Origin of the sequence: Enterobacter sp. KB-221C9 (genome assembly GCF_041320715.1) — a bacterium.
Taxonomy (GTDB): domain Bacteria; phylum Pseudomonadota; class Gammaproteobacteria; order Enterobacterales; family Enterobacteriaceae; genus Enterobacter; species Enterobacter asburiae_D.
On sequence record NZ_JBGIWG010000014.1, the window covers coordinates 105,743 to 117,314 of the forward strand.

Annotated in this window: 10 protein-coding genes and 1 riboswitch; of the genes, 8 read left to right on the plus strand and 2 right to left on the minus strand. The window is 55.7% G+C overall.

What is annotated here, in order from left to right; all coding sequences use genetic code 11:
• Positions 1–2 precede the first annotated feature (2 nt).
• The 4 genes from argC (at position 3) to oxyR (ending at position 4,468) form a co-directional block, all read left to right on the plus strand.
• Positions 3–1,007, plus strand: a complete 1,005-nt coding sequence (gene argC / locus AB8846_RS18825; RefSeq protein ID WP_063144395.1) for an N-acetyl-gamma-glutamyl-phosphate reductase — start codon at positions 3–5, stop codon at positions 1,005–1,007.
• Between the two features lie 6 nt (positions 1,008–1,013).
• Entirely contained in the window at positions 1,014–1,790 is a 777-nt protein-coding gene (gene argB, locus AB8846_RS18830; RefSeq protein ID WP_090420882.1) for an acetylglutamate kinase, read from the plus strand.
• Positions 1,791–1,863: 73 nt separating this feature from the next.
• Positions 1,864–3,237: an argininosuccinate lyase gene (gene argH / locus AB8846_RS18835; RefSeq protein ID WP_370733386.1), complete on the plus strand. Its 1,374-nt coding sequence runs from the start codon at positions 1,864–1,866 to the stop codon at positions 3,235–3,237.
• A gap of 304 nt (positions 3,238–3,541) precedes the next feature.
• On the plus strand, positions 3,542–4,468 hold the full coding sequence (gene oxyR, locus AB8846_RS18840) for a DNA-binding transcriptional regulator OxyR (RefSeq protein WP_063144397.1): 927 nt from the start codon (positions 3,542–3,544) through the stop codon (positions 4,466–4,468).
• Here oxyR and sthA read toward each other — a convergent pair.
• The gene (gene sthA / locus AB8846_RS18845) at positions 4,442–5,842 is read right to left on the minus strand and encodes a Si-specific NAD(P)(+) transhydrogenase (protein WP_063144398.1); all 1,401 of its coding nucleotides are present in this window, start codon (positions 5,840–5,842) and stop codon (positions 4,442–4,444) included. The genes oxyR and sthA overlap by 27 nt on opposite strands.
• A 196-nt stretch (positions 5,843–6,038) precedes the next feature.
• Here sthA and fabR point away from each other — a divergent pair, with 196 nt between their 5' ends.
• A complete protein-coding gene (fabR, locus tag AB8846_RS18850) occupies positions 6,039–6,677 on the plus strand; it encodes an HTH-type transcriptional repressor FabR (RefSeq protein WP_008501784.1) in 639 nt (212 codons plus the stop codon).
• Positions 6,678–6,686: 9 nt separating this feature from the next.
• Positions 6,687–7,046, plus strand: a complete 360-nt coding sequence (locus AB8846_RS18855) for a YijD family membrane protein (RefSeq protein ID WP_008501783.1) — start codon at positions 6,687–6,689, stop codon at positions 7,044–7,046.
• A gap of 90 nt (positions 7,047–7,136) precedes the next feature.
• Here the strand turns inward: AB8846_RS18855 and trmA are convergent, their stop codons facing one another.
• The gene (trmA, locus tag AB8846_RS18860; RefSeq protein ID WP_063144399.1) at positions 7,137–8,237 is read right to left on the minus strand and encodes a tRNA (uridine(54)-C5)-methyltransferase TrmA; all 1,101 of its coding nucleotides are present in this window, start codon (positions 8,235–8,237) and stop codon (positions 7,137–7,139) included.
• Between the two features lie 104 nt (positions 8,238–8,341).
• A riboswitch (cobalamin riboswitch) is annotated at positions 8,342–8,518 on the plus strand.
• Positions 8,519–8,583: 65 nt separating this feature from the next.
• Between trmA and btuB the strand changes: the two genes are divergently transcribed.
• Both btuB and murI read left to right on the plus strand, forming a co-directional pair.
• On the plus strand, positions 8,584–10,428 hold the full coding sequence (btuB, locus tag AB8846_RS18865; RefSeq protein WP_370733387.1) for a TonB-dependent vitamin B12 receptor BtuB: 1,845 nt from the start codon (positions 8,584–8,586) through the stop codon (positions 10,426–10,428).
• Positions 10,373–11,224, plus strand: a complete 852-nt coding sequence (gene murI / locus AB8846_RS18870) for a glutamate racemase (protein ID WP_063144401.1) — start codon at positions 10,373–10,375, stop codon at positions 11,222–11,224. The genes btuB and murI overlap by 56 nt, the downstream gene beginning before the upstream one ends.
• The last annotated feature ends 348 nt before the right edge of the window (positions 11,225–11,572 follow it).

Sequence of the window (11,572 nt, forward strand, 5' to 3'; positions counted from 1 at the left end):
CGATGTTGAATACGCTGATTGTAGGCGCTAGCGGTTATGCGGGCGCAGAGCTTGTAAGCTACGTGAATCGCCATCCACATATGACCATAACCGCTTTGACCGTGTCAGCGCAAAGCAATGATGCAGGAAAGTTAATTTCCGATTTGCATCCGCAGCTTAAAGGCATTGTCGATCTGCCGCTGCAGCCAATGTCTGACATCAGCGAGTTTACCGACGGCGTCGACGTGGTGTTTTTAGCCACCGCGCACGAGGTCAGCCACGACCTGGCGCCGCAGTTCCTGGCGGCGGGCTGCGTGGTCTTCGACCTCTCCGGCGCATTCCGCGTTAACGACGGCGCGTTTTACGAAAAATATTACGGTTTCACCCATCAGCATCCGGATCTGCTTGAAAAAGCGGTGTACGGCCTGGCGGAGTGGAGCGCAGACAAGCTGAAAGAAGCGGACCTGATTGCCGTTCCGGGCTGCTACCCGACGGCGGCGCAGCTTTCCCTGAAGCCGCTGATCGACGCGGGTCTGCTGGATCTCAACCAGTGGCCGGTGATCAACGCCACCAGCGGCGTGAGCGGAGCAGGGCGTAAGGCCGCTATCTCTAACAGCTTCTGCGAAGTGAGCCTTCAGCCGTATGGCGTGTTTAACCACCGTCATCACCCTGAAATCACGACGCATCTGGGCGCCGAGGTGATTTTCACCCCGCACCTTGGCAGCTTCCCGCGTGGGATCCTCGAAACGATTACCTGCCGCCTGAAGCCCGGCGTGACCAAAGAGCAGGTGAACGAGGTCTTCACCCAGGCCTATGCGGATAAACCGCTGGTGCGCCTGTACGACAAAGGCGTGCCGGCGCTGAAAAACGTAGTCGGCCTGCCGTTCTGCGACATCGGCTTTGCCGTGCAGGGCGAGCATCTGATTGTGGTCGCCGCAGAAGATAACTTACTCAAAGGTGCTGCCGCACAGGCAATGCAGTGTGCAAATATTCGTTTCGGTTTCCCGGAAACGCAGGCTCTTATTTAAGGTGTGATGATGAACCCATTAATTATCAAACTCGGTGGTGTACTGCTGGACAGCGAAGAAGCGCTGGAGCGTCTGTTTACCGCGCTGGTGAACTATCGCGAATCACATCAACGTCCGCTGGTGATTGTGCACGGCGGCGGCTGCGTGGTGGATGAGCTGATGAAAGGGCTCAACCTGCCGGTGAAAAAGAAAAACGGCCTGCGCGTGACGCCTGCTGACCAGATTGACATCATTACCGGCGCGCTGGCGGGTACGGCGAACAAAACGCTGCTGGCGTGGGCGAAGAAACACCACATCGCGTCCGTTGGCCTCTATCTGGGCGATGGCGACAGCGTAAAAGTGACCCAGCTCGACGAAGAGCTCGGCCACGTTGGACTGGCGCAGCCAGGTTCGCCTAAGCTGATTAACACGCTGCTGGAAGGCGGTTTCCTGCCGGTGGTGAGCTCTATCGGCGTGACCGAAGAGGGCGAGCTGATGAACGTCAACGCTGACCAGGCGGCGACGGCACTGGCGGCAACGCTGGGTGCGGATCTGATCCTGCTCTCCGACGTGAGCGGCATTCTGGACGGTAAAGGCCAGCGCATTGCGGAAATGACGGCAGAGAAAGCCGAGCAGCTGATTGCTCAGGGCATTATTACCGACGGCATGATCGTCAAAGTGAACGCCGCGCTGGATGCCGCGCGCACGCTGGGCCGCCCGGTGGATATCGCCTCCTGGCGTCACGCGGAGCAGCTCCCGGCGCTGTTTAACGGCACGCCGATTGGCACGCGTATTTTAGCCTAAGTTTTATTGAATGACCGTAGGCCGGGTAAGCGTAGCGCCACCCGGCGGAACTAACGAATAAAGGAAGCATGTTATGGCACTTTGGGGTGGGCGTTTTACACAGGCAGCGGATCAGCGGTTCAAACAGTTCAACGACTCTTTGCGCTTCGACTACCGCCTGGCCGAACAGGATATTGTCGGCTCTGTGGCCTGGTCCAAAGCGCTGGTGACGGTGGGCGTACTGACCGCAGACGAACAATTACAGCTGGAAGAAGCGCTGAACAATCTGCTGGAAGAGGTGCGTCTTAATCCTCAGCAGATCCTCGAAAGCGATGCCGAAGATATTCACAGCTGGGTGGAAGGCAAGCTTATCGACAAAGTCGGCCAGCTGGGTAAAAAGCTTCACACCGGGCGCAGCCGTAACGACCAGGTCGCCACCGACCTGAAGCTGTGGTGTAAAGATACCGTCGGCGAACTGCTGGCGGCCAACCGTCAGCTGCAGAGCGCGCTGGTGGAAACCGCGCAGAACAACCAGGACGCGGTGATGCCGGGTTATACTCACCTGCAGCGCGCGCAGCCGGTGACCTTTGCGCACTGGTGTCTGGCCTACGTTGAGATGCTGGCGCGTGATGAAAGCCGTCTGCAGGATACCCTGAAGCGTCTGGACGTCAGCCCGCTGGGCAGCGGCGCGCTGGCGGGTACGGCGTATGAAATTGACCGCGAACAGCTGGCAGGCTGGCTGGGCTTTGCCTCCGCCACCCGTAACAGCCTGGACAGCGTCTCTGACCGCGACCACGTGCTGGAGCTGCTCTCCAATGCCTCTATCGGGATGGTGCACCTGTCGCGCTTTGCCGAAGACCTGATCTTCTTTAACTCTGGCGAAGCGGGCTTCGTCGAGCTGTCCGACCGCGTGACTTCAGGCTCATCCCTGATGCCGCAGAAGAAAAACCCGGACGCGCTCGAGCTGATCCGCGGCAAATGTGGCCGCGTGCAGGGTGCGCTGACCGGCATGATGATGACCCTGAAAGGGCTGCCGCTGGCGTACAACAAAGACATGCAGGAAGACAAGGAAGGGCTGTTCGACGCGCTCGACACCTGGCTGGACTGTCTGCATATGGGCGCGCTGGTGCTGGACGGCATTCAGGTGAAACGTCCGCGCTGCCAGGAAGCGGCGCAGCAGGGCTACGCGAACTCTACCGAACTGGCGGATTACCTGGTGGCGAAAGGCGTACCGTTCCGTGAAGCGCACCATATTGTGGGTGAAGCGGTAGTGGAAGCGATTCGCCAAGGTAAGCCGCTGGAGGATCTGCCGCTTGCCGACCTGCAGAAATTCAGCGCGGTTATCGGGGATGATGTGTATCCGATTCTGGCGCTGCAGTCCTGTCTGGACAAGCGTGCCGCAAAGGGCGGCGTGTCGCCGAAGCAGGTGGCGCAGGCGATTGCGGATGCGAAAAACCGGTTGGTTTGAACCGTGCGGGCGGGTGCCCTCACCCCGGCCCTCTCCCACGGGGAGAGGGAGCAAAACGAAGCCTGGCTTAGCGCCGGGCTTTTTTATGCAAAAAAAAAGCGGACCACGGGGTCCGCAAAAGTTCACGTTGGCTTTAGTTGTTCGAGTTTTGAGAGAAACTCGCTGACGGTGCAGGGTCGTTTTGGGTCAAACACGTGCCGCCTCGTCTATGTGGTGTATTATTCAACAGAATGCTTGATAGGGATAATCGTTCGTTGCTATGCTATCTATCGCCATGAACTATCGTGGCGACGGAGGATGAATAATGAATATTCGTGATCTTGAATACCTGGTAGCGTTAGCCGAGCATCGTCACTTTCGCCGCGCGGCAGATTCTTGCCACGTCAGCCAGCCCACGCTGAGCGGTCAGATCCGCAAGCTGGAAGACGAGCTGGGCGTGATGCTGCTGGAGCGCACCAGTCGTAAGGTTCTGTTCACACAGGCAGGTCTTCTGCTGGTGGATCAGGCGCGCACCGTGCTGCGCGAGGTCAAAGTGCTCAAGGAAATGGCAAGCCAGCAGGGGGAGGCGATGTCCGGCCCGCTGCATATTGGCCTGATCCCTACCGTTGGCCCGTACCTGTTGCCGCAGATCATTCCGATGCTGCACCAGACGTTCCCGAAACTCGAAATGTACCTGCATGAAGCGCAAACCCATCAGCTGCTGGCACAGCTGGACAGCGGTAAGCTCGACTGCGCCATTCTTGCGCTGGTAAAAGAGAGTGAAGCCTTTATAGAAGTGCCGCTGTTCGATGAGCCGATGATGCTGGCGATCTATGAAGATCACCCGTGGGCGAACCGCGATCGCGTACCGATGGCCGATCTGGCCGGTGAAAAGCTGCTGATGCTGGAAGACGGCCACTGCCTGCGCGATCAGGCTATGGGCTTCTGCTTCGAAGCGGGTGCGGATGAGGATACCCACTTCCGCGCAACCAGCCTGGAAACGCTGCGTAATATGGTCGCGGCGGGAAGCGGCATCACGCTGCTGCCTGCGCTGGCCGTGCCGCGCGAGCGTAAACGAGATGGCGTGGTTTATCTGCCGTGCATTAAGCCGGAGCCGCGTCGCACTATCGGCCTGGTGTATCGTCCGGGTTCACCGCTGCGCAGCCGCTATGAGCAGCTGGCAGAGGCCATCCGTGGTTCGATGGATGGCCATTTCGACAGCGCGTTAAAACAGGCGGTTCAGGCCGTTTAGTGCCGCTACCCGGTAGGCTTCCGCCATGGTCGGGTAGTTAAAGGTGGTGTTAACGAAGTACTCAATGGTGTTACCACCACCTTTCTGCTCCATGATTGCCTGGCCGATATGAATGATTTCCGCCGCGCGTTCACCGAAGCAGTGAATCCCGAGGATCTCTTTCGTCTCGCGGTGGAACAGGATCTTCAGCGTACCCACGCTCATCCCCACGATTTGCGCCCGCGCCAGATGTTTAAACTGCGCACGCCCCACCTCGTAAGGTACCTTCATGGCCGTCAGCTGCTGCTCGGTTTTCCCGACAGAACTGATTTCCGGAATGGTATAGATGCCCGTCGGAATATCTTCGATCAGGTGCGCCGTCGCTTCGCCTTTTACCAGCGCCTGTGCGGCAATGCGTCCCTGGTCGTAAGCGGCTGAGGCCAGACTTGGGTAACCAATCACGTCGCCGACCGCGTAAACGTGCGGCAGGGCGGTCTGGTACATGCTGTTGACCTTCAGCTGACCGCGGCTGTCGGTTTCAAGACCGATGTTCTGCAATTGCAGTGAATCGGTGTTGCCGGTACGGCCGTTGGCGTACAGCAGGCAGTCTGCTTTCAGCTTCTTACCGGACTTCAGGTGCATGATCACCCCGTCGTCGCAGCCTTCGATCTTCTCGTACTCTTCGTTGTGGCGAATCACCACGCCGCTGTTCCAGAAGTGGTAGGAGAGAGAGTCCGACATCTCCTGATCGAGGAACGCCAGCAGGCGGTCGCGGGTGTTGATCAGGTCAACTTTGACCTCCATTCCGCGGAAGATCGACGCATATTCGCAGCCAATGACCCCTGCACCATAGATAATGACGTGGCGGGGTTCATGGTGCAGGCTCAGAATCGAGTCGCTGTCGTAGACGCGCGGGTGCGAGAAGTCCACGTCGGCCGGATGGTAAGGGCGTGAACCGCAGGCAATCACAAATTTTTCAGCCGTGATGGTTTCAACCGAACCGTCGTGGCATTCGAGTGCCAGGGTGTGTTCATCCACAAAATGCGCGTTGCCCTGCAAAATTTCACAGTGGTTACGCTCATAAAACCCCTGACGCATACGTGTCTGCTGGTTAATAACGGTATCCGCGTGATTCAGGATGTCAGCAAAAGAGGAACGAAGAAGTCGGGAGTGGTCGCTGTAAAGAGGGTTCTGGTTAAATTCGATAATGCGGCTAACGGCGTGGCGGAGGGCTTTGGAAGGGATGGTGCCCCAGTGGGTGCAACCGCCGCCGACATTATGGTAGCGCTCAATGACCGCTACTCTGGCTCCCTGTTTCACCAGACCCATAGCAGCACCTTCGCCGCCGGGGCCGGAACCAATAACTATTGCGTCGTAATCGTAGGAATGTGGCATGGCAAGGCTTACCTGTTCTTATACATAAAAGCAACAGAATCATAACATCATTGACAGAGTAACCCAATTATCGTTGTGCTTTTTTCCGGCAGTGGAGCACAAACCGCACGTAAACAATCATTCACAAAGCCAGGCAAACAGATTAATTTTATTCTCTGGTATAGTGCCATCAGGCCTTTGGAAGGATTCAACTATCGTGATGGGCGTAAGAGCACAACAAAAAGAGAAAACCCGGCGTTCGCTGGTGGAAGCCGCATTCAGTCAACTGAGTGCTGAGCGGAGTTTTGCCAGTTTGAGCCTGCGCGAAGTCGCACGCGAGGCCGGGATTGCGCCAACGTCCTTCTATCGTCATTTCCGTGATGTGGATGAACTGGGCCTGACCATGGTCGACGAGAGCGGTTTAATGCTGCGCCAGCTGATGCGCCAGGCGCGTCAGCGTATCGCCAAAGGGGGCAGCGTGATCCGCACCTCCGTATCAACCTTTATGGAATTTATCGGCAATAACCCCAACGCGTTTCGTCTTCTTCTGCGCGAGCGTTCGGGCACGTCGGCGGCGTTTCGTGCCGCCGTCGCGCGTGAAATTCAGCACTTCATCGCGGAACTTGCCGACTATCTTGAACTCGAAAACCATATGCCGCGTGCGTTTACTGAAGCACAGGCCGAGGCGATGGTGACGATTGTTTTCAGCGCGGGTGCCGAAGCGCTGGATGTCAGCATTGAACAACGCAAGCAGCTCGAAGAGCGACTGGTATTGCAGCTGAGGATGATCTCCAAAGGCGCGTACTACTGGTATCGCCGAGAACAAGAGAAACTGGCACATCAAACCGAAGAGTGAAGGTGAGTAATGAAACAGTCAGGTCAGGATAAAGGGACGCTGTTGCTGGCATTGATCGCTGGCTTATCCATTAATGGTACGTTTGCCGCTATTTTTAGCTCAATCGTTCCATTTTCGATTTTCCCGCTTATTGCGCTGGTGCTGACGGTTTACTGCCTGCATCAACGTTACCTGAACCGCACCATGCCGGTGGGGTTACCGGGGCTGGCCGCTGCCTGCTTTATTCTGGGCGTATTGCTGTATAGCACCGTGGTTCGCGCGGAATATCCGGATATCGGCTCTAACTTCTTCCCTGCGGTACTGTCTGTGGCGCTGGTGTTCTGGATTGGCTCGCGCATGCGTAGCCGCAAGAGCCAGTTACCAGAGTAAAGGGTTTCTTCATTGTAGGCCGGATAAGCGAAGCGCCATCCGGCTTTTTTGGCAGGTGGCGCTTCGCTTACCTGCCCTGCAAGTCCCACATTACTTCGCCGTGAGCAGTACGCCGCACTCCATATGGTGCGTATACGGGAACTGATCGAACAGCGCCAGACGTTCAATATTGTGCGTCTGGCCTAATGTTTCGAGATTCTTGCACAGCGTCTCCGGGTTACAGGAGATGTACAAAATACGCGGGTACGCCTGCACCATCTTCTCGGTTTCGCTGTCCAGGCCACTGCGCGGCGGGTCGACAAAAATTGTCTCACACTGGTAGCTCTTCAGATCGATCCCTTCCAGGCGGTTAAACTGGCGCACGCCGTTCATGGCCTGCGTGAACTCTTCTGCGGCCATACGAACGATCTGCACATTGTCGATATGGTTAGCGGCAATGTTGTACTGCGCGGCGGCCACCGACGGCTTGGCGATTTCCGTTGCCAGGACGCGATCGAAGTTACGCGCCAGCGCCAGCGAGAAGTTGCCGTTACCGCAGTAGAGCTCAAGCAAATCGCCCGTTGACCCTTCCGTCGCCTTCAGCGCCCACTCCAGCATCTGCACGTTCATCGCGGCGTTCGGCTGGGTGAAGCTGTTCTCGACCTGACGATACACCATCTCTTTACCTGCCACCGGCAGGCGCTCGTCGATGTAATCCTGATCCAGCATGATTTTGGTTTTTGTCGCGCGGCCAATCAGGTGGACGTTGATGTTCTGCGCACGCAGCGCATCGCGCAGCGCTTCCGCCTGCTCGCGCCACTCGTCATTCAGCGCTTTGTGGTACAGCAGAGAGACAATCGCCTGATTGCTTTGCGTGGTCAGGTAGTCAATCTGGAACAGCTTGTTACGCAGTACCGGATTGTTGCGCACGCCGTCCATTATCAGCGTCATTAATTGGTTAATGAGCTCGCTCGCTGCCGGAAAGCTGTCCACGCGGATACGGGACTTCGTCTGCTGATCGAAAATGATGTGGTACAGGTCGTCACCGTCGTGCCAGATGCGGAATTCGGCGCGCATGCGGTAGTGGCTGACGGGAGAGCGGAACACCTCGGGAACGGGCGCGTTGAAAGGCGTCATCATACTTTGCAGGCGGACAACTTTCTCAGCCAGCTGCGCGTCGTACTGTTCTGTCGGGAGGTGTTCTGGGGTCATGATGCGTCCTGAGTGATAAAGAATTACGCGGGGATTGTAGGCATTGTTCAGGGGATGTCCAGATTTAATGGCCAATAGCTGTCTGGACATCTATACGTGTCTAATTGTAGCATTCTGTTTCCGGTCTCCTGAGAGTGAAAAGGGAATCCAGTGTAAATCTGGAGCTGACGCGCAGCGGTAAAGTCTGGCGGGATGAGCGTTGTAGACACTGTGAAAATGGGAAGTCTTCATCCTTATATAGCCACCTAGCCCGAAGACCTGCCGGGATCACGTCGCATTTGGTTTCATCATCGCGTGCTATCGATGAGGCCTGCGGCATCCTTCTTATATTGTGGATGCTTTAACAATGATTAAAAAAGTATCGCTGTTGACGGCGTTGTCCGTTACGGCATTTTCGGGCTGGGCGCAGGATAGCGCCGACTCGTTGGTGGTGACGGCAAATCGTTTTGAACAACCGGCAAAAACTGTTCTGGCGCCGACGTCCGTCGTAACGCGTGAAGATATTAATCGCTGGCAGGCAAAGAGCGTGGTGGAAATCATGTCACGTCTGCCTGGCGTGGATATCGCGCAAAGCGGTGGACTGGGCTCGACCTCTTCGACTTTTATTCGCGGAACGGAATCTCGCCATGTGCTGGTGCTGATTGACGGTATTCCTTTGAATAACGCCGGGATCAGCAACGTTCCCGATCTGAGCCAAATCCCGACCTCGCTGATTCAGCGTATTGAGTACATCCGTGGTCCGCGTTCGGCCCTGTATGGTTCCGACGCGATTGGTGGCGTGATTAACATCATCACCGGACGTGATAAGCCGGGTGCAGAAATCTCAGCGGGCGTTGGCTCTAAGGGTTATCAGACCTATGATGGCGCTTTCCAGCAGGTGCTGGATAAAACCAAAATCACCATGGCGGGCAACTACACCTATACCCGTGGTTTTGACATCGCCGCAAAAGATGCGCCGCGCCAGCCTGACCGCGATGGCTTTATGAGTAAATCGCTGTACGGCTCCGTGGAACAGCAGATTACCGACAGCGTGAGCGGGTTCTTCCGTGGATTTGGTTACGACAACCGTAACGGTTATGATGGCTATGACAGTTACGACGATAACTTTAATAAAACGGGCACGCCGGATACGCGTCAGCTTTATAGCCAAAACTGGGATACGGGGCTGCGCTATAGTCAGGGAATTTACCAGTCTCAGCTGGTGGCGGGTTATGGCCGTAGCAAAGACCTGAACTATGATCCGAGCAAAGGGCGCTATGCGGCATCCTCCACTATGGATGATGTGAAGCAATATACCGCTCAGTGGATGAATAACGTGACAGTCGGTCACGGTAACATCGGTGCAGGTCTGGACTGGCAAAAGCAAAAAACGCAGGCGGGTACCGGTCTTCTTAACCAGGGCTATGAGCAGCACAATACGGGCGTCTTCCTCTCCGGTATGCAGCAGTTTAATAGCGTGACGCTGGAAGCCGCAGCCCGTAATGACGATAACTCTAACTTCGGAAACCACAGCACCTGGCAAACCAGCGCTGCGTGGGAATTTGTAGAAGGGTATCGCATCATTGCCTCTTACGGTACGGCGTATAAAGCGCCAACGATGAGTCAAATCCACAGCGAGAAATACGGTAACCCGAATCTTAAGCCTGAAGAGAGCAAACAGTGGGAAGGTGGCTTTGAAGGTCTGACGGGCCCAGTAAACTGGCGCGTCAGTGCTTATCGTAATGATATCGATAATCTGATTGGTTACGATCAGATGAACCGTCCTTATAACGTTGACAAAGCGCGCATTGAAGGAATTGAAGCGACGGCTCAGTTTGAGACCGGCCCTGTGGGGCATCAGGTTTCTTATGACTATGTCGACCCGCGTAATGCGAAAACCAACGAAGTTCTGAAGCGTCGTTCAAAGCAGCAGGTGAAGTATCAGCTTGACTGGCAGACGTGGGACGTTGACTGGAATCTCGCGTACCGCTATCTCGGAACGCGCTACGATGATGACTTCAGCGGTTATCCATCTCGTGAAGTGAAAATGGGCGGTGTCAGTCTTTGGGATGTCGCAGTTTCGTATCCTGTCACCTCACATCTCACAGTTCGTGGTAAAATAGCCAACCTGTTCGATAAAGATTACGAGACAGTTTATGGCTACCAAACTGCAGGACGGGAATACACCTTGTCTGGCAGCTACACCTTCTAATCCGCGTCCCACCGTGCTGGTGTTTGATTCCGGCGTCGGTGGGCTTTCGGTCTATGATGAGATTCGGCATCTTCTGCCGGATCTCCATTACATCTACGCTTTCGATAACGTCGCTTTCCCGTATGGGGAAAAGAGCGAAGATTTTATTGTTGAGCGTGTGGTTGAAATCGTCACCGCGGTACAACAGCGCTACCCCCTTGCGCTGGCCGTCATCGCCTGTAATACGGCGAGCACCGTTTCTCTTCCCGCCCTGCGTGAAAAATTCCCGTTCCCGGTTGTGGGCGTCGTTCCTGCAATAAAGCCTGCCGCGCGTCTGACGGCGAACGGCATTGTGGGTTTGCTGGCAACGCGAGGTACGGTAAAACGTCCTTATACCCGCGAGCTGATCGACCGTTTTGCCAACGAATGCCAGATTGCGATGCTGGGTTCGGCTGAGCTGGTGGAGATGGCTGAAGCGAAGCTGCATGGAAAGGCGGTATCACTCGACGAGCTACGTCGTATTCTTCGTCCGTGGCTGCGGATGCCCGAACCCCCGGATACCGTTGTGCTGGGCTGCACTCACTTCCCTCTATTACAGGAAGAGCTATTAGAGGTGCTGCCGGAGGGGACGCGCCTGGTGGATTCCGGTGCGGCTATCGCCCGTCGTACGGCCTGGCTGCTGGAGCATGAAGCGCCGGATGCGAAATCTACCGATGCGAATATCGCGTTTTGTATGGCCATCACGAAAGAGACTGAGCAACTTTTACCCGTTTTACGCCGTTATGGCTTTGAAACGCTCGAAAAACTGGCGCTGTAGCACGGTTTTGAGCAAAAAAGAGACGGTTGAAAGTTTTTTTTAAAAGAGGGGTTGTCAACGTCTGAGAACTCCCTATAATGCGCCTCCACTGACACGGAACAACGGCTTACAGGCCGCCGGGTTAGCGGGGTTCAGAGATGAACGCCAGCAGAGAAAAGCGAAAATAATCACTTGACTCTGAATGAGGAAAACGTAATATACGGGACCTCGCAACGGTGAGCTTAACGCCGCGTTGCAACTGCTCTTTAACAATTTATCAGACAATCTGTGTGGGCACTCAAAGTGACATGGATTCTTAATGTCTTCGGACAATAAATGAATACCAAGTCTCTGAGTGAACATACGTAA

What these genes read in the sequence shown, in the direction of transcription:
- sthA (WP_063144398.1), bottom strand. Translation starts at nt 5,842, where the DNA reads ATGCCACATTCCTACGATTACGACGCAATAGTTATTGGTTCCGGCCCC.
- argH (WP_370733386.1), top strand. Translation starts at nt 1,864, where the DNA reads ATGGCACTTTGGGGTGGGCGTTTTACACAGGCAGCGGATCAGCGGTTC.
- argC (WP_063144395.1), top strand. Translation starts at nt 3, where the DNA reads ATGTTGAATACGCTGATTGTAGGCGCTAGCGGTTATGCGGGCGCAGAG.
- btuB (WP_370733387.1), top strand. Translation starts at nt 8,584, where the DNA reads ATGATTAAAAAAGTATCGCTGTTGACGGCGTTGTCCGTTACGGCATTT.
- murI (WP_063144401.1), top strand. Translation starts at nt 10,373, where the DNA reads ATGGCTACCAAACTGCAGGACGGGAATACACCTTGTCTGGCAGCTACA.
- AB8846_RS18855 (WP_008501783.1), top strand. Translation starts at nt 6,687, where the DNA reads ATGAAACAGTCAGGTCAGGATAAAGGGACGCTGTTGCTGGCATTGATC.
- argB (WP_090420882.1), top strand. Translation starts at nt 1,014, where the DNA reads ATGATGAACCCATTAATTATCAAACTCGGTGGTGTACTGCTGGACAGC.
- trmA (WP_063144399.1), bottom strand. Translation starts at nt 8,237, where the DNA reads ATGACCCCAGAACACCTCCCGACAGAACAGTACGACGCGCAGCTGGCT.
- oxyR (WP_063144397.1), top strand. Translation starts at nt 3,542, where the DNA reads ATGAATATTCGTGATCTTGAATACCTGGTAGCGTTAGCCGAGCATCGT.